Here is a 25,832-nt window from a genome sequence, read left to right as displayed (position 1 = left end):
AATTGTCAAATTATGGAACATTTAATTGTTTTCACCCGTTACCCAGAACCCGGTCAAACCAAAACGCGACTAATTCCGGCGCTGGGTATTGAAGGCGCTGCGAAACTACATCGCCAAATGACCGAAAAGGCGATCGCCACAGTGGAAAAACTCCAGGAATTGCGTCCCATTTCCACAGAAATTAAATTCACAGGAACTACCCTAGTTAAAATGCAAGATTGGCTAGGGCATGATCTGTGTTATAATCCTCAAGTAGGAGGAGATTTAGGCGAGAGAATGTCGGAAGCATTCCAGTCAGCATTTAACCGTAAATATACCCCGGTAGTGATGATCGGAACCGACTGTCCAGCCATAACTTACCATATACTTAATCAAGCCTTCCAGCTACTCCAGCAGTTTGATATAGTCCTAGGACCCGCGACGGACGGCGGATATTATTTAATCGGACTATCAAGATTTATCCCAGAAATATTTGAGGGAGTGAATTGGGGAACCGAATTAGTCTGGAAACAAACTATTTCTATCTGTCATCATCTTAACATAGCGGTTGCTAATTTAACGGTTTTGACTGATATTGACAGACCGGAAGACTTAGAAAAACTCAGCAACTGTTAATCCGGTTATAGGGGTTGTAGCCTAGGCTAATATAGTTGAGATTAACCTAAGCTAGGAAATAGGCGAAATTTGCTAGGATTGAATATAGCCGGTATCTTGCAAAAACTGTGTTAAATCTGCTAACAAATCGGATATATTTCTGTCCTCAAAAAGCGATCGCACTTTCCGCCATCCCAACTCTCCCTGACCGAGGGAATATTGATTAGCCATATAAGCCGCCAGAAGCCCGCGAATCTCCTGATTTTGGCGGTATCGCTGTTCAATATCTCGCCAAACGCGATCGAGGCGACGGGTGACAAATTCCGGATAATTAGCAGTAACATTGTGCAATTGTCCGCCGCGATATTCCCAAACTTGTATCGGAACCTGTGATTGAGATTGTAGATTAAATTCCCGCGCAAATCGGTAATCATACCCCACAAATCTTGGTAAGCCATCATCAGTTATTTCGGTTAAATCATAGCGCCAAATACCCCAACTTTTAGGAATAATACCATATTGCCTTGCTAAGGGTCTATAATGATAAATAAGGGAGTAATAACCGCGACTTTGGAGGTCTATAATTAACTCAGGTTCCCGATCTCCATCTAAATCGATGGTGCGGATATCTAAAAATCTAATTGTATCCAAGTTACTAGATGTTAAATTTTTGAGGATATCTTCTGGGATATTATCATCTAAAACCACCTCTCCGCGCCGGGTCATTTTCAAGCTAAATTTAGGAGTAGGACGAGGGTTAAAAGCAAATTCTGCCATTAAATTATCAAATTCAATGTTTTTTTCAATAGGTTCTTGTGGGGGTAAGGCTTCAGCCTGTGGTTGAAATAATTGGTTTTCAGGAGGTGGAGAATCGGGTATTTGTTGAGGTTCTGGTGATGAGGTTTCGGGGGGTTTATTTAGGGTAATATCAGGGGTAATTGATGGGGTTTCGGGGGGGTCGGACTCGGTAACTGCTTCGGTTTCTGGGGTGGTCAGTGGCATTTGTGCCAAGGGTTGATCATCTACGGAAATGCGGGCAATATACTGAGAGGGGACTAAGGCATTTTCACCAAAGTTAGTGATAGCTTGACAGATGAATGTAGCGACATCAGCCCTAGTCGCCGGACGGTTAGGCTGCAATTGTCTAACATTAGGATAGTTAACGACTAACCAATTTTCGGTGGCGGCGGCGATCGCCTCTTTAGCATAATCAGGAATGGTGGCGCTATCGAGAAAAACATCTCCCAATTGTTCAGGAGATAACTGCTGGGGCTTAAATCCTAAACCATTACTAATGGCTACCAATGCTTGCACCCTAGGAATATTAACCAGAGGATTAAAAACGCTGCCGATATATCCTGATAAAAACCCTTTTTGACTCGCCCTATTAATGGCATCATAAGCCCAAAAATCTGTGGGTATATCGACAAAATTCTGGCGGCGGCGGGTGGGTTGTACTGTCGGAAATGCTTGATTAACCAGGGCGGCGAATTCAGCGCGGGTAATGGGGTTATTAGGGCGGAAGGTATTGTCACTGTAGCCGGTGATAATTTGGCGATCGGCTAATTCTTTAATACAAGGCTGCGCCCAATGGTTTTGGACATCTGTAAAACCAGCCTCCCCCATAGGGAAAGCTGGATTAGTTTGGGATGGGTGGGTTATCAAAACTGCGATCGCTGCGACTAAGGTAAGTATGATATGCCATCGATTGGTTTTCATAATTCGTTATTTGTTGCGTCTCTCACACCATTTACTTACCCTATTTTGTCTAACAATTGGCTGTTTGTGTGAAAAATTTTAACTTTCCGTGTTTTCGGGTATCCAACCTAGCAGTAAGTAGATGCAGCCTAAATAAAACACCGCTGGGATTAACATTCTCAGCCAGTCGAGATCAGCCATGATGATATTTCTCCTTATTGACCCTAAGTTACGTTGTTGGTACTACGGTTGAAGAATCCCCCTTTCAGTGTGGTTAAGATATTATTTATCCTGGGTCTGCTGACCCTAACCCTATATATTGACGGGCAATTCCACCTACTTCTATTATGGCTTAGTTTCAGGAATTTAGCAAAAAATTAGGGTGAAGTATGAATTATGGCGGGGGGTCGGTCCCTACTGCTGGGGGATGATTTCACCAAGTGGCCTGGTTTTTACCACCTGTTAAACGGTCAATAATTAACCGTAGTAAGGATAAACTAAAAACTATCCCAAATAGCACTAATCCAATGGTGCAGGCATAACCAATATCTAAGTTTTGAAAGGCTCTTTCATAGAGATAATAAACAATGGTTTTAGAGCTGTTTAAAGGGCCGCCCTGAGTCATGATATAAACTTCTTCAAAGACTTTGGTAGCAGAAATGGCAGAAATTATCGAGACTAAAACTATATAGGGTGTCATTAAAGGTAAGGTTATATCCCAATGACTTTGCCACCCGTCGGAACCGTCTAAACTCGCGGCTTCGTAAAGTTCGGCGGGGATAGATTGTAATCCGGCGAGATAAATTACCATATAATAACCTAACCCTTTCCAAATGGTAACTGCCATAACTGAAAATAAGGCTAAATTAGGATCGGTTAGCCAGGGAATACGGAATTGAGTAGATGAGGGGAGCAAAAATGAGGTAAAATATTGGAGAAGTTGATTAAGTAATCCATTTTCTGCATATAACCATTTCCAAGCTAGTCCGGCTACGACCATGGAAATGATAACTGGCACATAATAGGCAGTTCTAAACCAGTGAATACCACGGAGTTTTTGATTGACTAAAATGGCTAACCCCAAGGGTGCGATCGCTAAAATAGGAACGACTACGATTATATAAAGTCCGGTGTTTTTTAGGGTTTGCCAAAATACTTGATCTTGCCAAAGTCTGTGAAAATTACCCCAGCCTACCCACCGAGGTTCTCGAATTAAGTCATAATCAAAAAAGCTGAGATAAAAGGCCTGTAAGGACGGCCAAAATACGGTAAGGCTTAAAATTAGTAATGCGGGTAATAAAAATAAATAGGGTGTGATATTAAGTCGCGATCGCATGATAATCTTTGTGAAAAACCAGAAATCCGGAGGCAAACCGAGTTCCTGGAGAGAAACCCGGTTTGGGGGTAGGGTTCAATTATTGATGGTCAAATCATCTGGAAGAATGGAAGGACCATGAGGATAATTAACTTCGGCAACCTCGGAAAGATGACCAGTAGAGGAACGAACCATAGCCACTGCAGTCTGTAGAGCTTGCATTCTATCCATGACCAAATGATCGGGACTGAGCATTTCAAAAACTCCCAACTTCTGTAAGCGCTGTTTACACTGTCCAGAAGCGCCGACAATGAAAACATGACGACCGATATCAATAGCTTCTTTAATAGCATTTTCCAAGGCGAGAGAAGAAGTTACGCCCAACAGAGGCACATCACTCAAATCTAAAATGAGAACATCATAGCCACCAATAACGGCGTGTTCACGGGCGATCGCTTTGGATACACCAAAAATCATCGGACCGCTAAGGTGGAAAAGTAGAATGCGACCATTAGCCTGCTTGAGCAATGCTTTTTCATCAGCACTCAGAACAATGTTATCATCAGCATCAGTAATAGCTTTAACATCCTTAGAACGTAAATCTGTGAGGCGCTGAATAGTGAGGATATTAGCCACAAACAGCCCCAAACCAACAGCCATAATCAAGTCAACAAAAACAGTTAAACCAATCACCCCATACATAATCAAGGCAGCTTTCACAGATACCTTGTGGGCACGTTTCAAGAAGCCCCAATCGATGATATCAACACCAACTTTTAAGGCAATACCAGCCAAAACCGCCATAGGGATACTTTGAGTTAAAGGAGCCGCCCACAGCACCACAACTAACAGAATAATTGAACGGGTGAGACCGGATAAAGCCGTGCGACCGCCAGCTTGAATATTAACGACTGTTCCCATAGTAGCTCCCGCCCCAGGAATACCGCCAAACAAGCCAGAAGCGAGGTTTCCTAATCCTTGACCAATCAATTCTTTATCAGAGTCGTGTTGATAGCGGGTGAGACTGTCAGAAATCACAGAGGTGAGGAGAGCATCAATACAGCCCAACATCCCCAGTACCAAGGAATCAATTAACATGGTCTGAATTTGCCCTGCGCTAAATGTAGGAACTTGCAGAGAGGGAAGACCGGTAGGAATTTCACCAATTCGACGAATATCAATATCAGGAAAAGCAATTAAGGAAAATATTGTAACCGCAACCAAGGCTAATAACTGAGGAGGAACTAAGCGTTTTAGCTTACTGGGCATTAACACCAGAATGGCTATGGTGATGAAACCCAAGATAGTTTCAGAGGGGCTAATATTAGTCAGCAGTGATGGGATATTTTGAATAGTACCAATGACACCGCCTCTGGGGGGAGCCTGCCCCAAAAAAGGCCCAATTTGGAGAACTACGAGAATTATACCAATCCCGGACATAAAGCCAGAGATAACTGTATAGGGCATGAGGGTGACATATTTACCCAGACGCAGAAAACCAAATACAATTTGGACAATTCCTGCCATCATCACCACGGTAAAAGCCATGGCCATGCCGTTGTCAGGATTAGCAGCGGTGAGGCTAGCAATAACAGCAGTCATAACCACGGTCATGGGACCGGTAGGCTCAGAAATGAGGGTTGGGGTTCCCCCAAACAGAGCGGCAAAAAAACCAACTAGGACGGCTCCATATAAGCCAGCAGCAGGACCAGCACCGGAAGCCACACCAAAGGCTAGAGCCATCGGCAGGGCGATGATGGCGGCAGTCATGCCACCAAATATATCGCCCCGAACGTTTCTAAAGTGAATATGATTCAGGAGTTGCATAATCAGGGAAAACAGTTAACAACCAGGTATTTATCGCTATTCATCTATAAACAGGCTATTATTCATAGATTGTGATGAATCATATAGCTAAAATAAATATTTGTCTACATATTTTCTTAATTTTTTCTGATACAGCTACCCCTGACTAGCTTATAGGGTGTTTCAGTGCTTTAGGCTCGGTACAGGGGGCAGGGTGTGTTGGCTTGTAGGGTGCGTCAGATACAGAAAATTGGAATTATAGCGGTTCGGTGGATTGGTGAGGTACTTTTCAAAGCCCCTCTCCCCTATTGGGAGAGGGGTTTGGGGTGTAGACGCGCAGCGGCTTCTCTTTGAGTGGGCTGTACCTTATGGATATGAGAAACGCTATAATACCCAATAATTGATTGCTGACGCACCAGAAAATTGGGTCTGACTGGCACTACAGCACCTAGGAGTGATCGGGTTATGTGATGCTGGGCTGTTTTTGCTTAACGATCGCTAAACCTTCTTTAAGTGCTGTTAGGCGATCGCCCATCCAATAATTACCAGGAATTAACCCAGCAATTCCCAATTTTTCTAACCTGGATTTGACCTTACCAGTTGCACCAACTACAATCACATCACGACCGGCATCAATTGCCTCTTTAATGGAACTTTCAATAGCCAAAGAAGAAGTCACCCCCAAAATTGGCACTTCACTTAAATCAACAATCAACACATCATAATTATTAATAGCCTGATGTTCTCGGGAAATAGCTTTCGCCACCCCAAAAATCATCGGCCCACTCAAATGGAACAGCAAAACCCGGCCATTGGCAAAGTCTAAAATTTCCTTTTCTTGAGGAGTTAAAACAATTTGGTCATCGGCATCAGTAATGGCTTTAACAGACTGAGACTGAAACTCATTCAGGCGTTCAATAGTCAAGATATTGGCAATAAAGACACCGACAGCGACAGCTACCATTAAATCAACAAATACGGTGAGGAGAACTACACCATAAACAATGCCGGCTGCTTTCCCAGAAATTTGGTGAACCCGTTTTAAAAATCCCCAATCAATGATATTGATACCGACTTTGAGGACAATGGCTGCCAAAACTGATAAAGGAATACCAGAGGTTAAAGGTGCTGCCCATAAGACGACAATTAACAATACCACAGCGCGAGTAATGCCAGCTAAGGCGGTGCGTCCTCCGGCGTAAATACTGACGACTGTGGCTGTGGTGGCTCCTGAACCAGGAATACCACCGCACAAACCAGTAATTAAATTGGCTGTACCCTGACCGATTAATTCTTTATTGGAGTTATGTTCGGTGCGGGTGAGACTATCTGATACTAAACAAGTTAACAGACAATCAATAGAACCGACCATTCCTAAGATCATACCATTGACAAACATTAACCGCAAATCTTGTTGGGTAAATGTGGGCATTTGCGGTTGAGGGAAACCGGGGGTAATTTCACCAATGGTGGAAATTGTCCGAATTTCTACGCCACTAAATACTACCAAGGAAATGATTGTGCCAATGACTAAAGCGACGAGCTGAGGAGGTACAACTTTTTTGAGATGTGCTGGGTAAAAGAACAGAATAGCTAAAGTAATTAACCCTAAAAAAGTTTCCCAAGGATTAATATTAGAAATAATCTCAGGAAAATTTCTGATGACACCAATTACGCCACCAGAAGGGGTTGCTTGACCCAGGAAGGGGGATATTTGTAGAAAAATCAGAATCACGCCAATTCCGGTCATAAACCCGGAAATCACGTTATAGGGCAGCATGGTAATATACTTACCTAATTTTAAGACCCCAAAGATAATTTGAAAGATACCCGCGAGCATCACGACGGTAAAAGCCATGGCTAAACCGTTTTCGGGGTTCTTAGCCATTAATTCGGCTATTACTGCTGTGATAATGACGGTCATGGGGCCTGTGGGTTCAGAAATTAGGCTAGGAGTTCCGCCAAATAAGGAAGCAAAAAATCCGATTAATATTGCGCCCCATAAACCAGCGGAAGCCCCGGCACCAGAGGCGATTCCGAAGGCTAGGGCCATAGGCAAGGCGACGACGGCGGCGGTTAAACCACCAAAAAGGTCGCCTTTGAGATTACGAAAATGTATGGTATTAATAATCTGCATAAACCAAATATCCTTGTTTTTATGATGATGCTAAACCGTGAAAATTCAGCTAAATCTAAGTTAATTTAACTGAGGCAATCGTGCAATTAAAGGAACCATAAAACTGGGGTCTTGCTGCTTATCAAGATTTGGGCGCTGGTGCTACCGATGACTCCATGCTGAATGTGAGGTCAATTTTCCCCCAGATGGACCTCAGCAAAACGAGTCCCTAACCCTGGTTTACTCTGTATAATTAAATCATAATTTTCCGCACATTACTCTAAACAATCTACCCCCAATCCAGTTTTGTGAATCAAGTTAATTGGCTCTACAAGCAGCAGCTTTGCGACTTAGGTATTGAGTCCCCTTTGATAACTATTCCTGTTTGAGTTTCCTCTCACAGTCACCGGGGGATTATACCGGAGGGGGGTCAATCTTGAAAGAAGACTTAATTAATCTCAACATAAATGTTAATAAACCTATAGCCAAATCTAAAGAAAAGGCAAAAAAATATCCGACAATTTTATCATGTATAATAATCAATAAATATATCAAACATATAATCTAACTGGTAAAAAATCATGAATAACCACACCAGCAACTATATGGAAAACTCTGGAGCCACAGACCGCGAAGGGTCTGACCCGACTGTGGCAGGGGCTCCCTTTGATTTCGCTTGGGCAAACAGTATAGGGGGAAGTGGTTGGGATGGTGGTGCAGATATTGCGGTTGATCATGATGGTAATGTTTATGTTACTGGTTGGTTTCAAGGTAGCATAGACATCAATGATGACGGCAATTTTGATCTAATTTCTGAGGACGGAATTAGTGGGTTTATTGTTAAATTTAATCAGGCTGGCAGTCTAGTTTGGACGGAAACTATTGGGGGAAGTAATAGTGACTCTGCTAATGGCTATGCTATTACTGTTGATCCCAATGGCAATATCTATGCTACAGGAAGTTTTGGAGGTAGCATAGACATCAATGGTGACGGCAATTTTGACCTAGTTTCTGAGGAGGGAATCAGTAGTTTTATCATTAAATTTAATCAGGACGGGAGTTTAGTTTGGGCAGAAACTATTGGTGGGGATTATTCTCATACCTATGCGATCGCTGTTGATGTTGATGAAAATGTCCATGTTAGTGGTGTATTTAACGGTAGTGCAGACATCAATGGCGACGGTAATTTTGACCTAGTTTCGGCGGGAACTTTTGGAAATGTTGATAGCTATATAGCTAAATTCAACAGTGATGGGGGTTTAGTTTGGGCGCAAAGTATTGGCGGATCTAATTCGGATTATAACTATGGTATCGCTGTAGATAGTGATGGCAATATCTATAGTCTTGGGGATTTTCAAGGTAGCATAGACATCAACGGTGATGGTAATTTTGACCTAGTTTCTCAACCGAGTTTAGGAGGTGCTTATATTGTCAAATTTGATGGTGATGGTGGTTTAGTTTGGGCGGAAAGTCTGCCAGTAGATCAGATATTTGAATTTGGCTATGGGATGACTATAGATAGTGATAGCAATGTTTATGTTGCTGGTCACTTTTTTATCCCACTTCCCGGTTTAGATTATGGTGCTTATCTTGTTAAATTTAATAGTGATGGCGGTTTAGTTTGGGCGGAATCTCTGGGTGGTAATTTTGGCTATGGTCTGGCTGTAGATCCCGATGATTCTGTGTATGTAGCGGGGACTTTTGTAGATAGTTTAGACATTAATAACAATGGTATTATTGACCTGGTTTCTGAGGGAAAATTGGATGCTTATATTGCCCAATTTAATGGTGATGGGGGTTTAGTTTGGGCTACTAATATTGGCGGCATTGATAACGACTATGGGAATGGTATTGCTATTGATAATGCTGGCAATCTTTATGTGATTGGTGAATTTCAGGGCGATATTGATGTCAATGGTAATGGTAATTTTGACCTAATTTTTGGAGAAAATAATGATGTTTATGTGATCAAATTTGAGACTAATAACCCCATAGAATCTGACCCGGAACCGATTAACCCTGATGATTTGAACCCAATCACGGAACCTTTACCAGGATTCCCTAATCAGTTTTTTGGTACTGACAATGCTGATTTCATTGCCGGTAGTATGTCGGATGAAATATTGCTAGGTTTTAAAGGTGATGATTTTTTATTGGGAGAACATGGCAATAATTTCCTGTTTGGAGGTCAGGGTAATGATACCTTGGTGGCTGGTAATGGTAATAATGAGTTGTGGGGTGATAAAGGTAATGATATTCTCTATGCTGGAACACAGGGGATAGATACTCTGCGAGGGGGAGAAGGTAATGATATCTTCATGTTATTTCCAGGGGATGGCTATAGTGTGGTGGCTGACTTCCAAATTAATCAAGATTTAATTATTTTACCGGGAAATGCGAGTAATTATTATCTGGGTAATTTCCCACAGGGATTAACTAATGCTACAGCTATTTATGAAAGGGGAACTGACCAAATGGTGAGTATTTTAGAGGGGGTAACAAATGTGAATTTAGAAGATAGTAATATCTTCCGGTTTGCTTGAATGAAAAATAAAAGGCGGGTTATATGGTGTCAAATAACGACAATATACCCGCCTGCATATTTGGAGAGGTTTTGGGTTCAAAATCTCTCGCCGACAACGATACTGCGGACTTCTCCATTGCGACGAATGACGGCTTCCTGGTTAGCAACTGATGATAAACTCCAGCCGCTGGCTGCAATACTTTCACCGACATAAATACGGCGCGCTACTCCATTGACTTCAAATAAGGCGGCGGAACGATCGCCTAATTCCAAAATCCCGACTAAGGTATGAATAGCAGCAGCGGGGGAAGTAGTAGTATCTGGTGACACGGCGGCTGTTTCTTCAGGAGGCGCAGTGGGGGGGGTAGGAATTGCTGGAGGGTCAGGAATGCTGACGGGAGTAGAGGCGGTGGTTTCCTCGGTGGTGGTGGGAGCCGGAGAACTAGAGGCGGTGGTTTCAGGAACTACCCCCGATGCTTGACCCCCTGGGGTAGTAGCCTGTGGCTGTGGTGCTGGTTGTTSATTTTGCTGATTTTGGGCTTGCAGACTAGCCATGACTTGATTAGACAAGGCTGCGGTCTGATTAGAGGCTTCTTGAACCGCCTCAGCGACTCGGTTAATGGCAGCAATTAAATTATTGGTATTAGCGAGGGCGGCGGCATCAGGGGCTGGGGCTGGGGCTGGAGTGTCAGGAATTGCTAGGGTAGGGAGTTCCATCATTGGGGGAGCGCCGGGGATACCTTGAGCCATACCTGGTTGAGTAGCGCCAGCTTTGTTGCGGCTAATGGCTTCAAGCGATCGCTGTAAATAATTGACAAATTTAGCATCTGCCTGGGTTTGTTGGCTCAATTGAGGATCTACGGCTACGGGTGCGGGGGCAAACAGTCGCCCTAGACCGCCTCTAGTTGCCATCCACAGGGACAAAGTAACGACCAGGGAAGCACAGGCGGCGGCTAATAGAATTCTATCAAAGGAATGAGAGCGATCGGCGTTGGCATCGCGCAGTTGAGTTTCTGCGGAAATAGCCACCTCACTATCAGCCTCAGTTTCCACCGAAGGCAGAATAATCTGAGGAACCTTAATAGATTGAAGTGAGACAAACTCCGGCTGTACAGGGTCTTTAGGCAGCTTAGTTATACCACTGAGACTGCGATCGATATCCTGAAAGATGTCATCAATGAACTGATCGGCATGAACATCGATCGCCAATGGTTCCATTGGTACTTGTTCTGCTAAATTGACATCAGAGTTTTGACGTTGGATTTCCTGAACCATCCCTTTATATCCTCCCGACCCATTGGATCAACCTATATCGATTAATATTATGCGATTGTTTGAACCGATCGCCGTTTCTATGATTAACAAATTTTATCTAAAATTGGGTTTTAACTGTCCTAGGGACAATTATATATCTGTCCCCTTGGGTATCTTTAGTGATTACATAAGGATACCATAATCGAAATATATGCTGCTAAGGACGATAAAGATAGCGATCGCCCAATAACATAACTACAGACCCAATTAACTTATGATGGATAACTCTAACCTAACCGCCCAGTATCAATCTGTTCAATCCTTGCCCGAAATTTGGCCAATTCTCGCCCAACAGATCCCGCAACAAGTCGCCCTATTTAACCCCCACAGTCAGCCAGAAGTGCAAATCACCTATAGCGACCTGTGGACTCAGATCCAACAATTTGCCGCCGGACTACAACAATTAGGAGTTGAACCCGCCGAGGACTTACCTAGTCGGGTCGCCTTATTTGCTGATGATAGTCCCCGGTGGATGATTGCTGATCAAGGTATTCTCACCGCCGGGGCTGCTAATGTGGTGAGAGGTGCGACCGCCGACCCCCAAGAACTCGCCTATATTCTCCAAAATAGTGGGACTACCGGGTTAGTGGTAGATAACCTAGCCCTACTCCACAAGTTAGAAAAGGCGATCCAAGATTTGCCGATTCGGTTTGTGGTGTTGCTGTCTGATGAAGACATAACTGCAGAGGATAGCCTCAGTATACCGATTGTCAATTTTAGTCAACTGATGACTAAGGGTGAGGATATGACTTTGTTAAATCCCCCCACTACGAAACTGGAAGATTTAGCGACTCTGCTTTATACCTCTGGGACGACGGGGAAACCCAAGGGGGTGATGTTAACTCACCGGAATTTTTTGCACCAACTGATTACTATTGCTGATGTGATTGCACCACAACCGGGGGAAATTGTCCTGAGTATTCTGCCGACTTGGCATAGTTTGGGGCGGAGTGGACAATATTATTTTCTGTCCCGGGGAACGATGGTGATTTACACTAATATCCGCTATTTTAAGCAGGATTTGCAGGAGTTTAAGCCTCAGTACATGGTTAGTGTTCCTCGCATTTGGGAATCGATTTATGAGGCGGCGCAGAAGCAGTTTCGTGATGGACCCGCCACCCGGCAAAAGTTGGTTAATTTCTTCTTTGGAATGAGCAACCGCTATATTGAAGCCCGCCGCATTGTACAAAAATTGACAATTCCCGGACAAGAGAGTAACAATAACTCATCGACAGCTTTGGCTAAATTGCAAACTATCGTGTTAACTCCTGTTCACGCTTTGGGGGATAAATTGATTTATCAGAAGGTGCGCCAGGCTGTGGGGGGAAAACTCAAGTTTGCTATTAGTGGTGGTGGGTCCCTAGCCATGCACTTGGAAAATTTCTATGAAATTGTGGGAATTGACCTGTTGGTGGGTTATGGGTTAACGGAAACTGCTCCGGTTTTGACGGCGCGACGACCTAGCCATAATTTACGGGGTTCTGCGGGGCGACCTATCCCTGAAACGGAAATTCGGATTATTGACCCGGAGACTCGCCAAACCTATGAACCGGGACATAAGGGGTTGGTTTTGGCGCGGGGTCCCCAGGTGATGAGGGGCTATTTTCAAAATCCCGAAGCGACTAATAAGGCTATTGACCCGGAGGGGTGGTTTGATACGGGAGATCTCGGTTGGCTGACTCCTCAGAAGGATTTGGTGTTGACGGGACGGGCTAAAGATACGATTGTGTTAACTAATGGGGAGAATATCGAACCTCAACCGATTGAGGATGCTTGTGTTCGTAGTCCGTATATTGACCAAATTGTTTTGGTTGGTCAAGACCAGAAGTCCCTGGGAGCGCTAATTGTGCCTAATTTGGATGCGCTGAAACAGTGGGCTAGTGGGCAGGGTTTGGGTCTGCAAGTACCTGGGGAAGAACAACAGGGGGAGGCTGAAAATGCGATCGCTATCGATAGTCAACCTATACAAAGTCTGTTTCGTCAGGAGTTGACCCTACAGGTGAAAAACCGCCCTAGTTTCCGACCTGATGATCGCATTGGTCCGTTTAGGTTGATTTTGGAACCCTTTACTATTGATAATGGCCTACTGACTCAGACTTTGAAAATCAAGCGCCCGGTTGTAATGGAACGTTACCGCGATATGATTGACGAGATGTATTAAACGGGGTCAGCAGTTAAATATTGCCTCAACCATGGCCGGTTTGATGGCCTTTAGGCAACTAAGATAACCTCTGCTGGGTTGCGATCGCCTAACTCTTGTCAACTTCTGAACATAAGTTATTGGCGATCGTTATGATTATTTCGTGGTTTAGACTGTCTAAAACACCCCCTGACTCTCGATTACTGAATTGGTGAAAACTACAGGACACTATACATGGAGATTTCTAAAAATCAACTGCTTCTCAAACGTCCTATCAACGTGAAAGCTGTGGTTACCCCTCGCTGGAAAGAAGAAGCACAACAACAGCTACAAGCTCAAATTAATCAGCTTGATAGTCAGCTTCAACAACTGGAAATGCAAGGACAACGCATGATTGGGGAACTCAAAAAACAAAGCCTACAACCTCCTGGTCCAGAGGCTTTGACTCAAATTGAGAATATCCAAAATCAGGTGAATGAACAAAAAAGTAAACTTCTTGATCAGAAAAATCAGATCCTCCAACAACTTCAGCAATTGCAAACTTTGGAACTAGAACAGGAAGTCAGCCAAGGTCAAATTGAAAGTGTATTTACTGTGGAAAAGGGCGATAACTTAATCCGTAAAATGCAGGTAGAAATTCTCCTGCGAGATGGTGTGGTTGAGGAAATACGCGGTGATATTTAATTAACTGAACGGCGGCAGGCCCTCTGCAGGCTCTAGCCCATCAATCATTAATGATTGCCTATTTTATCCCATCCTATTTTAAAATGGGGAAACATGGATATAAATAGGTTGACTAGCCGCTAAAATTGATGGCTGGCTTTTCCTCCCCGGTATTTTTATGCCGGGTTTTCCAAGCTAATAGGAGGCTATTATGATTCACGAAGTGTTTATGCCCGCCCTCAGTTCGACTATGACAGAGGGTAAAATTGTATCGTGGCAAAAATCCCCAGGCGATCGCGTCGGGAAAGGGGAAACCGTCCTGATTGTAGAATCCGATAAGGCTGATATGGACGTAGAAGCCTTTTATGAAGGCTTTTTAGCTACGATTATTGTTCCTGAAGGGGGAACCGCTGGGGTCGGTCAAACGATCGCCCTCATTGCCGAAACAGAAGCGGAAATTGAGGAGGCGAAAAAACAAGCCACCGCCACCGCTACCACCAGCACCACTACCCCACCACCAAAAGCTACCCCTACCCCCTCTGTAGCGACCCCAGAACCAGTGGCGGCGACGGTTGCGATAGAGAATACGCCTAGCCGTCGTAATGGTCGCATTGTGGCTTCTCCTCGCGCTCGCAAATTGGCGAAACAACTTAATGTAGACTTAAATAATCTCCAGGGTACTGGCCCCCACGGTCGCATTGTGGCGGAGGATGTGGAAGCGGCTACGGGAAGGGCTCAGACTCCTACGGTTGCACCTCAACCTACTGTTTCCCCTGTTGCGACTCCATCACCTATTTCTACCATTCCTACCCCCGCACCAGCCCCGGTTCCCTTGGGAGAGGTTGTGGCGATGAATACTCTACAAAATGCGGTAGTCCGCAATATGTTGGTGAGTTTGCAGGTTCCTACTTTCCATGTGGGCTACACTATCACTACCGACAACTTGGATAAACTCTATAAGCAGGTTAAGTCCAAGGGTGTGACGATGACGGCTTTGCTGGCTAAGGCTGTGGCGATCGCTATACAGAAATATCCTATTGTCAATGCCAGTTATGTGGACTCTGGTATTCAGTACAATAAAGGCATTAATATTGCTGTAGCAGTAGCCATGCCGGACGGGGGGTTAATTACTCCCGTACTCTCCAATGCTGATCAGATTGATATTTATTCCCTCTCTCGCACTTGGAAAGATTTAGTCGCCCGCGCCCGCAGCAAACAATTACAACCCCAAGAATACAGCAGCGGAACTTTTGCTCTCTCTAACTTGGGGATGTTTGGGGTCGATCGCTTTGATGCTATTTTGCCTCCCGGTCAGGGCTCAATTTTGGCGATCGGTGCATCTCGTCCCACCGTGGTTGCCACCGATGATGGCATGATGGGAATTAAACGGCAAATGCAGGTTAACATCACTTGCGATCACCGTATCATCTACGGCGCAGATGCCGCAGCTTTCCTGCAATATCTCGCCCAACTGATTGAAACTAACCCTCAATCATTAACCCTGTAGAAACCCATCTAATGTTGGGTGCGTCACACTGAATCATTACCTGGTCAAACCACCAATGTGATGATGTGACGCACCAGCCAAAAAAGTAGGGTGCGTCACACTGAATCATTACCTGGTCAAACCACCAATGTGATGACGTGACGCACCAGCCAAAAAAGTAGGGTGCGTCACACTGAATCATTACCTGGTCAAACCACCAATGTGATGACGTGACGCACCAGCCAAAAAAGTAGGGTGTGTCACACTGAATCATTACCTGGTCAAACCACCAATGTGATGACGTGACGCACCAGCCAAAAAAGTAGGGTGCGTCACACCGGATCATTACCTGGTCAAACCACCAATGTGATGACGTGACGCACCAGCCAAAAAAGTAGGGTGCGTCACACCGGATCATTACCTGGTCAAACCACCAATGTGATGACGTGACGCACCAGCCAAAAAAGTAGGGTGCGTCACACTGAATCATTACCTGGTCAAACCACCAATGTGATGATGTGACGCACCGACTCAGGACAAATTTTACTAATAGTAAATTAAAGCAGATGAAAGCCATTGTCATGAGCAAAGTTGGAAAACCCGAGGTTTTGCAACTCCAAGAAGTCCCCGACCCCCAAATCAAAACAGCCACCCAAGTTTTAGTCCGACTCAAAGCAGCCGGAGTTAATCCTATTGATACCAAACTCCGCAGTCGGGGCACATTTTATCCTGACCAAATGCCCGCTATTTTAGGCTGTGATGGTGCGGGGGTAGTTGAAGCTGTCGGTAGCGAAGTTGAAGATTTTGCCGTTGGTGATGAAGTCTATTTTTGTGATGGCGGACTCGGCGCACAGACCGGAAATTATGCCGAGTTAACAGTGGTAGAAGAAAAATTTATCACCCGGAAACCTATTTCCCTTGGCTTTGCTGAGGCTGCCGCCGCACCTTTAGTATTAATTACTGCTTGGGAGGCTTTATACGATCGCGGCAGGTTACAACCCGGACAGCAGGTGCTAATTCATGCTGGGGCTGGAGGTGTTGGTCATGTCGCTATTCAACTAGCTAAACTGCAAGGGGCAGAAGTAGCCACTACCGTTAGTTCAACCGAAAATGCCGCTTTTGTTCAGGAGTTAGGGGCTGATTTAGTCATTAATTATAAACAGGAAGATTTTGTCCAGGCTATTCTGCATTGGACTCAAGGTGAAGGCGTAGATTTAGCCTTTGATACAGTCGGGAAAGAAACATTTTTTCAAACTGTTTACACAGTCCGCAATTATGGAGATATTGTCACTTTATTAGAGCCTGATTTTAGCATAGGTAATCTCAAAGATGCCCGAACTAAAAATCTGCGGATTTCTTTGGAATTGATGTTAACTCCCATGCTGCAAAATCGCGAGGATGACCAGTTAGACCAAACTAAGATTTTACAGCAGTGTGCCAGGTTAATTGATGAGAATAAGTTGAATATTTGCCTTAACCAAACTTTTCCCCTGGCGGAAGCGGCGGCTTCTCATCAGTTATTGGAAGCTGGGGGAATGAAGGGGAAACTAGCCTTAGTTATCAATGAGAATGATGATGATAATCAAGGTTAGTTGGTGTTAATGAGGCTAATTAAAATTGCCCTGTGTGTTCTGCTGTTGACTGTTTTTATGCTGCGTTCATCCCTATCTGTTCAAGCGGCAAATGGTCAACCAGAACCCACTTTATTGAACCTAGAATTGCTCCAGGAAAGGCTAAATAATCCTAGCAATATTGAGGGAGTCGCTGCCATTAATTTACAGCATTTAATTATTGATATACGCCCCGAAAATGCTGAGTTTAGGAATCAGTTTTATCGACTATTACAAACTACACTTAATCAGTCAACTAAACCTCTGGGATTAGATTTGAGTTATTCTCAAATTAAAGGAGATTTTAATGGGGGTAACTTGGGGGTGAAAGTTCCCCTAATTGAAGAAACTATTAAATCTGTATTTTCCCAGGAAGAAGTCGAGCAAATCAAATCCAAATCAGTCAATTTATCGATTTTTAAATCTCCTCAATCTTCGTCAACTTCTTTGCCTAAATTAACCGTATGGCGGGGACGATTGAAATTAGAAGAAACACAATTTCATGGCAAAGTTGATTTTCACAATACGTTTTTTCTCAAAGGGGTTGATAGTCGTTCTGCTAATTTTCATAAAACTGCTAATTGGTCTGATTGTCGGTTTAGTTTGTTGGCGAATTTTGGCGGTGCTAGTTTCCGAGAATCTGTGAATTTTCAACATGGCTATTTTATCACATCTGCACAATTTAAGCAAGCCGATTTTGAAGGATTAACTGACTTCCAAGGTAGTCATTTTCAGGGGGGTAATTTTTCCAAAGTACGATTTCATGGGGCGGCGGATTTTGACAAAACGGTTTGGGATGAAAGCACAGATTTTAGTGAGTCTTGGTGGTCGGATAGGGGGAGTTTTACTAAGTCTATATTTAATGCCTCGGTGAGTTTTAATCAGTCTCGATTTTCCGGTTCTATGGATTTTAGAGATACTCGCTTTAGTGAAAACTTGAATCTCCGAGAAGCCAGTATTGAGGGATTAATGGATTTTAGTGATGTGGGTTTTAATAAGGGTAAAATGTTGAATATTGACCATTTTATGTTTGACTCTAAATCTGCTCAAATCATGGGAGATCCCGGAATAATTGGTCAATTTATAACTGTTCCAACTCTTCAGGGGAATGAGAATTTACTGCGAAAGTTGATTAGAAATTTTCGGGAACAAGAACAAATTGTTGATGCTAATTATATCGAGTTTTTGCGGGCTAAATTACGATTAAATACTTTGTGGGGACGGATTTTTGGGGTGAATATTAACACCGCTTCCGCTTCCCGGTTGGTGGCTATTGGTTTTGAACCAAAACAGGCGGAAACTATTGTCCGAGTTAGGGAAGAACAACCTTTTCGGAATTTGGTGGAAATTCTCAGGCTGGAAGGTATTAATTTAGCGACTTATATTAAGGTATATAATCGAGCGATCGCTAATAGTAAAGAAGCGACTATAGCTGATAACTATAGTAGTTGTTGGCAGCGTTTTTTGAGGATAACTCATCTCAAATATGGGGTCGAAAAACTGTTAACTATCCAACAATGGTTACAGTTGGAAATTTTGCTATTGTTAACTGGATATGGGACGAATTTCCCCCTGATTTTTGGGGTGGGAATAGTGGCGATCGCCTATTTTGGCTTATTGTTTTGGCTGGTAGATCGGGTCAGACGCTGGCGACCATCTCCCATTCTTCCCACCGCTTTAGAAACTACTTGGATGTTGGGAAGTTATGCTATATTTACGGCGATCGGTTTATTAGAAATTTTCTCCGCTTCTACTCAACCAGGACTTACCCTCCTCTGTTTAGGTGTGTTTCTCCTTCCTATTCCGGGTCTAATTTTAGGCATTATTTATCGGCGCGGACGCTATCATAATTTACTGAATACCTCCTATTTGACAGAAGATGGTAGCCTGCGACAGTTACGATTAATGATTGGTCGTCTTCCCATAATGCCGCGTTATCCTCTCTTCCGTGAAAGGTATTTACCGATTTTATGGGATCGGCGTTGGAATTGGTTAAATTACTATGATTTCAGTTTGAATAATTTGCTAAAATTTGGCTTTAATGACCTGCGAATGCGTGATGAATTTGTCCCCGGTTTAGTCACCACTTTAGTTTGGTATCAGTGGAGTTTAGGAGTCCTCTATTTGATTCTGCTATTATGGACCCTTTCTCGCACCATCCCCGGGTTAAACCTATTAATTTATTTAAAATAATTATCTGCTAGGGGGGGTTATACTCTCAGTGATTAATTCAGTGATTAATTCCGTTAACCTGACTAAACCACCCCCTAATTAGGTCAGACTAAGCAACTATTTAACTGCTGCTTAATTTCCTCGCTGTTGAGATGACGACCAATAAAAACCACCTGGTTTTTAGATTTTCTCAAAGTTTCCCCTAGTTGAATATCATACCGGGGACCGCTGAGTTGAAAAATATAGGGTATTTCACTCTCGCTAAACCAGAGAATCCCTTTAGCGCGAAATACTCCAGTTGGCATTTTTTCAGTTAAAAATTGCTCGAATTTCTTGACATCAAAAGGGCGATCGCTTTCAAACGCAATAGACACAAAACCATCATTTGCTAAATGATCGGAATGGTGATGATGATGATGGTGGTCGTGGTCGTGGTCGTGGTCGTGGTCGTGGTCGTGGTCGTCGTGGTCTTGATACTCTTCAGTAGGCGTTAAACCCACATCCAAAATTAACGGTAATGGAACCCTACCATATTCACTTCTAATAATTCTTGCACCCCGTTTAACGGTGCTAATATAAGCCTCCAATTCTTGCAGCTTCTCAGCAGTCGCCAAGTCAGTTTTATTCAGGATAATCATATCACTGTAGGAGATTTGTTTTAAAGCCGCTTCACTGTCAAAGTGATCTGGCGTAAAACTTTCCGAGTCCACCACACCAATCACAGAATCCAGGTTAGTTAAATCTCTTAATTCCGTACCTAAAAACGTTAAAATAATCGGCAGAGGGTCAGCCACCCCTGTAGTTTCAATCACCATATAATCAATGCGATCGCTTCTTTCCAGAACCCGATAAACCGCATCAACTAACCCCTCGTTAATCGTGCAACAAATGCACCCATTGCTCAACTCCACCATATCATCATCAGTGGAGACAAGCAACTGCGAATCAATATTAATATCCCCAAATTCATTAACCAAAACCGCAATTTTCAAATTATGCTTATTTTCCAGAATTTGATTAAGTAAAGTCGTTTTACCACTCCCCAAAAAACCCGTAATAATTGTCACAGGCATTCCCCGCTTAGGTAAATCTGGAATCAAAGCCGATGATGATTGTGTTGCTCCGGTCATAATCTCCAATTACTCCTATTAAATACCCAACTAAATTATATAGTAATTCCCTGATTAATCATAGTCAACTTTGCAAAATTTAACCTGATTAGAATAAGGATTATATAAAGTATAGGTAGCCGTACCCCAATCGCGACCAACCGCCCCCACTCCGATAACTTTTTTATTTTTCAATTCCACAGTTTGGGAAGGTTGTTGTTCATCCAAAGTTAGAACCGTAGAAGCCACCGAACCCGTCGTCAATTCATACTCAAAAACCTGACCAGACCGCCCACAAAACAACTGATTTGCGCCAACCCTTTGCAAGCGATCCAACATTTTCCAAGCCGGGGTATCAACCGTCAGTTCATCACTCACCCCTACACTACTTCCATGAATTAACAAACAGTCCAATTCTAAAAACCCAAAATTCTGTTCTCGCAGCCATTCAACCGTTTTCCGAGAAACCGATTTCCACAATAACTTAACCGTATCTCCCCCATATTTGTTCAGCAATTCATCACCCTGTACATTAGTCCCCAAACCATACAAATTAAAACACTGTTCCTCCCACCACCCCAGACAAACTTGGGGTTGAATTTCTCCCAACTCATCGGAATTTCTGACCATCTCAACCAGCAATTCACTGTTAGGATTAGGACCCACCAAATCCCCCAAAATATAAAACTGTTCAATCTCAACTTGGCGTTTAATGATATCCTTAACAACTGCTTGATAAGCCACCAAATTTCCTTCAATACCGCTTAAAATAGCCCACATTTCTAGTTAACCATAACTTAAAAGTAAAATAAGGTGTTGAGTTAGGCGCAAACCCAACCCAACTATTGCGATCGCCAAATGGCGAGGATAAAATCCCCAAAAACTAGCTAAAATTCGGGGTATGGCGAATCAAAGACATAAACTCTTGGCGAGTTTTCGCATCCTCAGAAAACACCCCCCGCACCGCACTGGTAGAAGTCCAAGAACCCACCTTTTGTACACCGCGCATGACCATACACATATGGCTTGCTTCCACAACAACAGCCACCCCTTTCGGCTTGAGTAAACCCTGTAAAGCATCCGCAATTTGAGCAGTCAATCTTTCTTGAACCTGTAGCCTTCTACCATACATTTCACAGATACGAGCCACCTTAGATAATCCGATAACTTTACCATCAGGAATATAAGCCACATGAGCGCGACCTAAGATAGGCAAAATATGGTGTTCACAAGAACTAAAGATATCGATATCTCGCACCAAAACCATCTCATCAGTATTCTCATGAAATACCGCACCATTTAGCAGTTCATCCAGAGACTGATGATAACCAGAGGTCAAAAACTTTAAGGCTTTAACCACCCGTTTAGGGGTATCTTTCAAACCTTCCCGGTCGGGATTTTCTCCCAGCCCTAGCAGCAAAGTCCGCACAGCTTGACGCATTTCTTCCTCAGAAACTACAGGTGCTGCTTCGGTGCTAAAATTGGGTAAATTGCCATTAAGACTGGTCGGAATTTCCTTAGCTAAAGTCATGTTTTGGAGTGAAAGTAAACTACAATTGGCAGGCTTAATCTACCCGGACAATTGGGCAAAATAATAATTTTATTATAACATATATTTGCCCAAGTTGCCAGGTTTTTGGAAACTTATTTAACGTTGACAAACATGGGTGGGGTCATCAGCTTTTTCGGCATATTCCAACCCCTGAGATAAACGCCAAGCAAAAATAGGCGGTAAACCCTTCTCAATAATAGCGGCACAAGTTTTGCGATAATCATACTCAACCTCTCGGAGAGTAACCTCTTGGGTATCGGTATCATAAATCACATAGGTAGCATTAGGGCGACCGTGGCGAGGTTCCCCGACAGAACCCACATTAATAACCCGTTTTAAGGGAGTCTGAAAACTGCAATCCTGTTGATTCTCACCCCCACTTATATGGCGGATTTTAACCTGTAGTTGACCCGCTTCTAGCTGTCGGATATAGGGAACATGGGTATGTCCGCAAAACAGGACATCAGCATCAGTAGACAAAACTCTTTCTAACACGGTAAAAGCATCCATATTGGGCATCAAATACTCATGGTTGCTATGGGGAGAACCATGAACAAAACAGAGATTATCCTTCTTCAAACTCAAAGGTAATTGAGCCAAAAATTCCCTGGTTTCTGGGTAGACATTGTTATTAGTCCACTCATGAGCCAAGCGCCCCCTTTGTTCAGCTAATAGGGATGGATAACTGCATTCACAAGCATTTAATCCCTCGACAATATCCTCATCCCAACATCCTTGAACGGTGGGAATATCTAAGGAGCGAATTTGCTCAACTACCCCATGAGGAAAAGGACCATAACCGACCAAATCTCCCAAACAATAAATTTGGTCAGCTTTTTGTTTATCGATATCTAACAAAACTGTATCCAAGGCTTCATAATTACCATGAATACAAGACATGACGGCAATTTTCATACTAAAACCTCCGGTTCCCTAGCTAATGACTCTTGCATTTGTTGCTGATAATAGTGAATATGAGATTCTGGTAAACAGCAATCTTTGAGAGTTTGTGATATCCCCTGTTTATCTAAGCCTTGACCGATAATTTCAAAGCCACTAAATCGGTCAGGTCTCCCGGAAGTGTGGATAGGTAAATCAAGGGCGACAAACTCCCGATTGGCTGTACCAAAGACAAAATCTCCATAAATTGACTCACCACTAACAATATCAAAAATTCCTTTAGCCCTAATTACCTGACCGTATGCTCCATGAATGAGTTCAAACCAAAACACGGTCAAACTCGCCCAATCGATAATTTCGCCGGATAGTAACCCTTGATGAATTTGCACATCATCAGATATACTCTGCCACAATTCTTGGCTGGGGGCTACATCTGAATTACGGTCAATTATTTGGTCTGACCAATGCTCAAACTCGGAATTTTTCAAGGATTTAGACAGGACAGCAATCCGTTGACAATCGAGGTTATTTAACAAGGGTTCAAAGTTGGATAGTTCCCAATAACAAGGCAATTCAATATAAACATTAACCCCGGATTCAATTAAAGTTAATAGTTCGGTTTCTTGACCACGAGATAGGATGTGCAGATTCGGAAATTCTGTGGCTAAACAGGTTTGATCAATGCACACCCCATTAATCTCTGGGGTGAAATAGCACTGTGCTTGGGGGTTTTGGGCTATCTGTTCTCGAATCCAGTAGGTTTTCCCAGCACCGGGGGGACCTGCGATCGCAAAAATCATGGGATAACAATAATGATAATCATTATCATAGTAACATAACACAGGATTCGAGAAAATTCCCAAAAATATGTTCGATCGCCCTTTACCGAGTTTCATTGACCTAGCGATTGTGGGCTCCGGTCCCCAAGCCCTGACGTTAGTTACCCATATATTGCAGAAACGCCAAAAATTCAGAAATCGATTTATCGTCTTAGACCCCAGCGGGACTTGGTTAGAACAATGGCGACATCAATTTAGGGCCCAGGAAATCCCCCATTTGCGATCGCCAGCAGTACATCACCCCGACCCCGACCCCTATAGCCTCAGACGATTTGCTGAGAATAGGTCCATGGAATTGTTCCCCCCCTACGACCTACCAGGAACCCAGCTATTTGAGGATTTCTGTGGTCAGGTAGTGAAAAAATGGGAGTTAACAGACCGGGTATATCCGGGAAAAGTCAGCCAAGTGCTACCCATTCAATGGTCCCAAAAGCCCAGATTTCAGATAGTTTTAACTGATGGTAGTTCCTTAATTGCGCGCCGGGTAGTATTAGCAACGGGGGCGGCGGTTCCCAATATTCCCCAGTGGGTAGAAGAAATCAGGACCCCCTATCCTCCCAGTAGCCTTTGTCATTCTCAACAGCTTGATTTGCGGTTAATTAAGGCTCTGTCTGGAGAAGATATTGTAATAGTGGGAGGGGGTTTAACCAGCGCTCATTTGGCTATGGGGGCGCTCAAACGAGGCGCTATGGTGACATTAGTAGTGCGGCGACAGTTGCGCGAGAGGTTATTTGATGCGGAACCGGGTTGGTTAGGGCCAAAATACCTCAAGGATTTTGAAGCCGAGGACTGTTGGTATAGTCGTTGGGAAATGATTAAACAGGCTCGTGATGGGGGTTCGGTGACTCCGGCGCTGATGTTACAGTTAAGACGGGCGGCGCGTCAGGGGAAATTGAGGATTTTAGAAAATACTGAGATTCTCGGCGCGCTTTGGGAGGATGAACAGTGGCGAGTGAGGGTTAATGGGGAAGTTTCACTAATGTTTAATCGGATTTGGTTGGGTACGGGAACTCAATTTAATGCACACCAAGATAATTTACTGGCTGATGTGCTACGAATTTATCCCACGGAGATAATTAATGGTTTACCTGTCCTAGATAGTAATTTGCGGCTTCCTGGGTCTCAATGCTTTGTGATGGGGGGATTAGCGGCTTTGATTTTGGGTCCGGTGGCTCGGAATTTATCGGGGGGAAGAATGGCTGGCGATCGCCTAGTTAAAGCTATTATTAAGCCTAGTGTTGCTATCTCGTAAACCCAGAAGAGGCGCTCAATAACTCTGAAACTGTGGGACGTAGCTACGGAGAAAGAGTTAGCCACATTTACCGGGGAAGCTGAGATGCTTTCCTGTGCCATTGCACCGGATGGGGTGACGGTAGTTGCAGGAAATAGTGTGGGGCGGGTGTATTTTCTGCGGTTGCAGGGGATGCGAGAAACCGGGTTTCTGGGCTGTCGGTTTGCGAGTGAGGTGTTAATCAACAGGCTAAAACCCTAAGCAGAGAGCCAACCCGGTTTCTGGATGCAAAGCCTCCAAATTTGATAAAATGCGATCGCTCAAAAGATGAAACCATGCTATAAATCACCCTAAACTAGGACATCACTGCATAAATTAAATCCCCGTCGGGTTGATCATATCGGATAAATTGACCCCCCACATTTATTAAATAAAATGATGGATAATATACTGCTTGATGGCTTTGGGTAGCCTGTAGAGATTGTCTGGATTTTCGAGCCAACAACGTCGCAGCAAAGATTGAATCGAATTGAGACAATCTGCGGGAGGCATTGCCGCCATTTCTAGCAACCCCCCCAAGCTGATCGGTTCCCTTTCTCGGGCTAATAAACTTATTACTTGTTTTTCAGTTTCCGACAGGCGATCGTACTGTTGCCGTAAAATACACTTCAAATCTTCCGGCAACAATAAAGTATCATTTTTCAAAATATCGGGGACAAACCCGCCCAACTCTTGAATCTGGCTGGCGACACTTTTCACCCAG

At 43.7% G+C, this 25,832-nt stretch carries 20 protein-coding genes and 1 pseudogene; 9 read left to right on the top strand and 12 right to left on the bottom strand.

Annotation, left to right across the window (positions count from 1 at the left end):
- Positions 1 to 12 precede the first annotated feature (12 nt).
- A complete protein-coding gene (locus B9T16_RS03195) occupies positions 13 to 615 on the top strand; it encodes a TIGR04282 family arsenosugar biosynthesis glycosyltransferase (protein WP_410244080.1) in 603 nt (200 codons plus the stop codon).
- Positions 616 to 687: 72 nt separating this feature from the next.
- Here the strand turns inward: B9T16_RS03195 and B9T16_RS03190 are convergent, their stop codons facing one another.
- The 4 genes from B9T16_RS03190 to B9T16_RS03175 all read right to left on the bottom strand — a co-directional run bounded on the left by B9T16_RS03190 (position 688) and on the right by B9T16_RS03175 (position 7,550).
- A complete protein-coding gene (locus B9T16_RS03190) occupies positions 688 to 2,313 on the bottom strand; it encodes an S-layer homology domain-containing protein (RefSeq protein WP_410244079.1) in 1,626 nt (541 codons plus the stop codon).
- 412 nt (positions 2,314 to 2,725) lie between these two features.
- The gene (locus B9T16_RS03185; RefSeq protein WP_006617347.1) at positions 2,726 to 3,628 is read right to left on the bottom strand and encodes a carbohydrate ABC transporter permease; all 903 of its coding nucleotides are present in this window, start codon (positions 3,626 to 3,628) and stop codon (positions 2,726 to 2,728) included.
- Between the two features lie 75 nt (positions 3,629 to 3,703).
- Positions 3,704 to 5,434, bottom strand: a complete 1,731-nt coding sequence (locus B9T16_RS03180; protein WP_035736284.1) for a SulP family inorganic anion transporter — start codon at positions 5,432 to 5,434, stop codon at positions 3,704 to 3,706.
- Positions 5,435 to 5,876: 442 nt separating this feature from the next.
- Positions 5,877 to 7,550, bottom strand: a complete 1,674-nt coding sequence (locus B9T16_RS03175; protein WP_006616548.1) for a SulP family inorganic anion transporter — start codon at positions 7,548 to 7,550, stop codon at positions 5,877 to 5,879.
- 560 nt (positions 7,551 to 8,110) lie between these two features.
- Between B9T16_RS03175 and B9T16_RS03170 the strand changes: the two genes are divergently transcribed.
- Positions 8,111 to 10,072, top strand: a complete 1,962-nt coding sequence (locus tag B9T16_RS03170) for an SBBP repeat-containing protein (RefSeq protein ID WP_006616547.1) — start codon at positions 8,111 to 8,113, stop codon at positions 10,070 to 10,072.
- Positions 10,073 to 10,149: 77 nt separating this feature from the next.
- Here the strand turns inward: B9T16_RS03170 and B9T16_RS03165 are convergent, their stop codons facing one another.
- Positions 10,150 to 11,328, bottom strand: coding sequence for a hypothetical protein (locus B9T16_RS03165; protein WP_410244078.1), 1,179 nt, complete (start codon positions 11,326 to 11,328; stop codon positions 10,150 to 10,152).
- Positions 11,329 to 11,584: 256 nt separating this feature from the next.
- Between B9T16_RS03165 and B9T16_RS03160 the strand changes: the two genes are divergently transcribed.
- The 3 genes from B9T16_RS03160 to B9T16_RS03150 all read left to right on the top strand — a co-directional run bounded on the left by B9T16_RS03160 (position 11,585) and on the right by B9T16_RS03150 (position 15,677).
- On the top strand, positions 11,585 to 13,528 hold the full coding sequence (locus tag B9T16_RS03160) for an AMP-dependent synthetase/ligase (RefSeq protein ID WP_410244096.1): 1,944 nt from the start codon (positions 11,585 to 11,587) through the stop codon (positions 13,526 to 13,528).
- A gap of 213 nt (positions 13,529 to 13,741) precedes the next feature.
- Positions 13,742 to 14,191 carry a YlqD family protein gene (locus tag B9T16_RS03155; RefSeq protein WP_014274488.1) on the top strand — a complete coding sequence of 150 codons (450 nt, stop codon included), beginning with the start codon at positions 13,742 to 13,744 and terminating at the stop codon, positions 14,189 to 14,191.
- 190 nt (positions 14,192 to 14,381) lie between these two features.
- Positions 14,382 to 15,677 (top strand): dihydrolipoamide acetyltransferase family protein, encoded by a 1,296-nt coding sequence (locus B9T16_RS03150; protein WP_410244077.1) that lies wholly within the window; start codon positions 14,382 to 14,384, stop codon positions 15,675 to 15,677.
- Here B9T16_RS03150 and B9T16_RS03145 read toward each other — a convergent pair.
- Entirely contained in the window at positions 15,652 to 16,239 is a 588-nt protein-coding gene (locus B9T16_RS03145) for a hypothetical protein (protein ID WP_410244076.1), read from the bottom strand. The genes B9T16_RS03150 and B9T16_RS03145 overlap by 26 nt on opposite strands.
- On the opposite strand from B9T16_RS03145, the gene B9T16_RS03140 reads away from it, so the two are divergent.
- Together B9T16_RS03140 and B9T16_RS03135 are read left to right on the top strand one after the other, a co-directional pair.
- Positions 16,223 to 17,248 carry a zinc-dependent alcohol dehydrogenase family protein gene (locus B9T16_RS03140; protein ID WP_410244075.1) on the top strand — a complete coding sequence of 342 codons (1,026 nt, stop codon included), beginning with the start codon at positions 16,223 to 16,225 and terminating at the stop codon, positions 17,246 to 17,248. The two genes, B9T16_RS03145 and B9T16_RS03140, sit on opposite strands and share 17 nt — an antisense overlap.
- A 9-nt stretch (positions 17,249 to 17,257) precedes the next feature.
- Positions 17,258 to 19,459 (top strand): pentapeptide repeat-containing protein, encoded by a 2,202-nt coding sequence (locus B9T16_RS03135; protein ID WP_410244074.1) that lies wholly within the window; start codon positions 17,258 to 17,260, stop codon positions 19,457 to 19,459.
- An 83-nt stretch (positions 19,460 to 19,542) separates the two neighbouring features.
- On the opposite strand, the gene B9T16_RS03130 is transcribed toward B9T16_RS03135, so the two are convergent.
- The 5 genes from B9T16_RS03130 to B9T16_RS03110 all read right to left on the bottom strand — a co-directional run bounded on the left by B9T16_RS03130 (position 19,543) and on the right by B9T16_RS03110 (position 23,895).
- Entirely contained in the window at positions 19,543 to 20,568 is a 1,026-nt protein-coding gene (locus B9T16_RS03130; RefSeq protein WP_410244073.1) for a CobW family GTP-binding protein, read from the bottom strand.
- Positions 20,569 to 20,622: 54 nt separating this feature from the next.
- The gene (locus tag B9T16_RS03125) at positions 20,623 to 21,327 is read right to left on the bottom strand and encodes a hypothetical protein (protein WP_006617284.1); all 705 of its coding nucleotides are present in this window, start codon (positions 21,325 to 21,327) and stop codon (positions 20,623 to 20,625) included.
- A gap of 103 nt (positions 21,328 to 21,430) precedes the next feature.
- Complete coding sequence (gene folE / locus B9T16_RS03120; protein WP_006617283.1) at positions 21,431 to 22,078, bottom strand: GTP cyclohydrolase I FolE; 648 nt, start codon at positions 22,076 to 22,078, stop codon at positions 21,431 to 21,433.
- 117 nt (positions 22,079 to 22,195) lie between these two features.
- Positions 22,196 to 23,014 carry a metallophosphoesterase family protein gene (locus B9T16_RS03115; protein ID WP_006617282.1) on the bottom strand — a complete coding sequence of 273 codons (819 nt, stop codon included), beginning with the start codon at positions 23,012 to 23,014 and terminating at the stop codon, positions 22,196 to 22,198.
- Positions 23,011 to 23,895 carry a GTP-binding protein gene (locus tag B9T16_RS03110; RefSeq protein WP_410244072.1) on the bottom strand — a complete coding sequence of 295 codons (885 nt, stop codon included), beginning with the start codon at positions 23,893 to 23,895 and terminating at the stop codon, positions 23,011 to 23,013. The genes B9T16_RS03115 and B9T16_RS03110 overlap by 4 nt, the downstream gene beginning before the upstream one ends.
- On the opposite strand from B9T16_RS03110, the gene B9T16_RS03105 reads away from it, so the two are divergent.
- Entirely contained in the window at positions 23,867 to 25,090 is a 1,224-nt protein-coding gene (locus B9T16_RS03105; RefSeq protein WP_410244071.1) for an FAD/NAD(P)-binding protein, read from the top strand. The genes B9T16_RS03110 and B9T16_RS03105 overlap by 29 nt on opposite strands.
- Before the next feature lie 84 nt (positions 25,091 to 25,174).
- Entirely contained in the window at positions 25,175 to 25,330 is a 156-nt protein-coding gene (locus B9T16_RS03100; RefSeq protein WP_410244070.1) for a hypothetical protein, read from the top strand.
- 165 nt (positions 25,331 to 25,495) lie between these two features.
- On the opposite strand, the pseudogene B9T16_RS03095 reads toward B9T16_RS03100, so the two are convergent.
- Positions 25,496 to 25,832 (bottom strand): annotated as a pseudogene (locus tag B9T16_RS03095) (ATP-binding protein); the annotation flags it as partial.

The organism is Arthrospira sp. PCC 8006, assembly GCF_046480465.1.
GTDB lineage: Bacteria > Cyanobacteriota > Cyanobacteriia > Cyanobacteriales > Microcoleaceae > Limnospira > Limnospira platensis.
The sequence above is the reverse complement of the archived record's forward strand: the minus strand, read 5'-3'. Positions and strand labels throughout refer to the sequence as shown.

What these genes read in the sequence shown, in the direction of transcription:
- B9T16_RS03195 (WP_410244080.1), top strand. Translation starts at nt 13, where the DNA reads ATGGAACATTTAATTGTTTTCACCCGTTACCCAGAACCCGGTCAAACC.
- B9T16_RS03190 (WP_410244079.1), bottom strand. Translation starts at nt 2,313, where the DNA reads ATGAAAACCAATCGATGGCATATCATACTTACCTTAGTCGCAGCGATC.
- B9T16_RS03185 (WP_006617347.1), bottom strand. Translation starts at nt 3,628, where the DNA reads ATGCGATCGCGACTTAATATCACACCCTATTTATTTTTATTACCCGCA.
- B9T16_RS03180 (WP_035736284.1), bottom strand. Translation starts at nt 5,434, where the DNA reads ATGCAACTCCTGAATCATATTCACTTTAGAAACGTTCGGGGCGATATA.
- B9T16_RS03175 (WP_006616548.1), bottom strand. Translation starts at nt 7,550, where the DNA reads ATGCAGATTATTAATACCATACATTTTCGTAATCTCAAAGGCGACCTT.
- B9T16_RS03170 (WP_006616547.1), top strand. Translation starts at nt 8,111, where the DNA reads ATGAATAACCACACCAGCAACTATATGGAAAACTCTGGAGCCACAGAC.
- B9T16_RS03160 (WP_410244096.1), top strand. Translation starts at nt 11,585, where the DNA reads ATGGATAACTCTAACCTAACCGCCCAGTATCAATCTGTTCAATCCTTG.
- B9T16_RS03155 (WP_014274488.1), top strand. Translation starts at nt 13,742, where the DNA reads ATGGAGATTTCTAAAAATCAACTGCTTCTCAAACGTCCTATCAACGTG.
- B9T16_RS03150 (WP_410244077.1), top strand. Translation starts at nt 14,382, where the DNA reads ATGATTCACGAAGTGTTTATGCCCGCCCTCAGTTCGACTATGACAGAG.
- B9T16_RS03140 (WP_410244075.1), top strand. Translation starts at nt 16,223, where the DNA reads ATGAAAGCCATTGTCATGAGCAAAGTTGGAAAACCCGAGGTTTTGCAA.
- B9T16_RS03145 (WP_410244076.1), bottom strand. Translation starts at nt 16,239, where the DNA reads ATGACAATGGCTTTCATCTGCTTTAATTTACTATTAGTAAAATTTGTC.
- B9T16_RS03135 (WP_410244074.1), top strand. Translation starts at nt 17,258, where the DNA reads ATGAGGCTAATTAAAATTGCCCTGTGTGTTCTGCTGTTGACTGTTTTT.
- B9T16_RS03130 (WP_410244073.1), bottom strand. Translation starts at nt 20,568, where the DNA reads ATGACCGGAGCAACACAATCATCATCGGCTTTGATTCCAGATTTACCT.
- B9T16_RS03125 (WP_006617284.1), bottom strand. Translation starts at nt 21,327, where the DNA reads ATGTGGGCTATTTTAAGCGGTATTGAAGGAAATTTGGTGGCTTATCAA.
- folE (WP_006617283.1), bottom strand. Translation starts at nt 22,078, where the DNA reads ATGACTTTAGCTAAGGAAATTCCGACCAGTCTTAATGGCAATTTACCC.
- B9T16_RS03115 (WP_006617282.1), bottom strand. Translation starts at nt 23,014, where the DNA reads ATGAAAATTGCCGTCATGTCTTGTATTCATGGTAATTATGAAGCCTTG.
- B9T16_RS03105 (WP_410244071.1), top strand. Translation starts at nt 23,867, where the DNA reads ATGTTCGATCGCCCTTTACCGAGTTTCATTGACCTAGCGATTGTGGGC.
- B9T16_RS03110 (WP_410244072.1), bottom strand. Translation starts at nt 23,895, where the DNA reads ATGAAACTCGGTAAAGGGCGATCGAACATATTTTTGGGAATTTTCTCG.
- B9T16_RS03100 (WP_410244070.1), top strand. Translation starts at nt 25,175, where the DNA reads ATGCTTTCCTGTGCCATTGCACCGGATGGGGTGACGGTAGTTGCAGGA.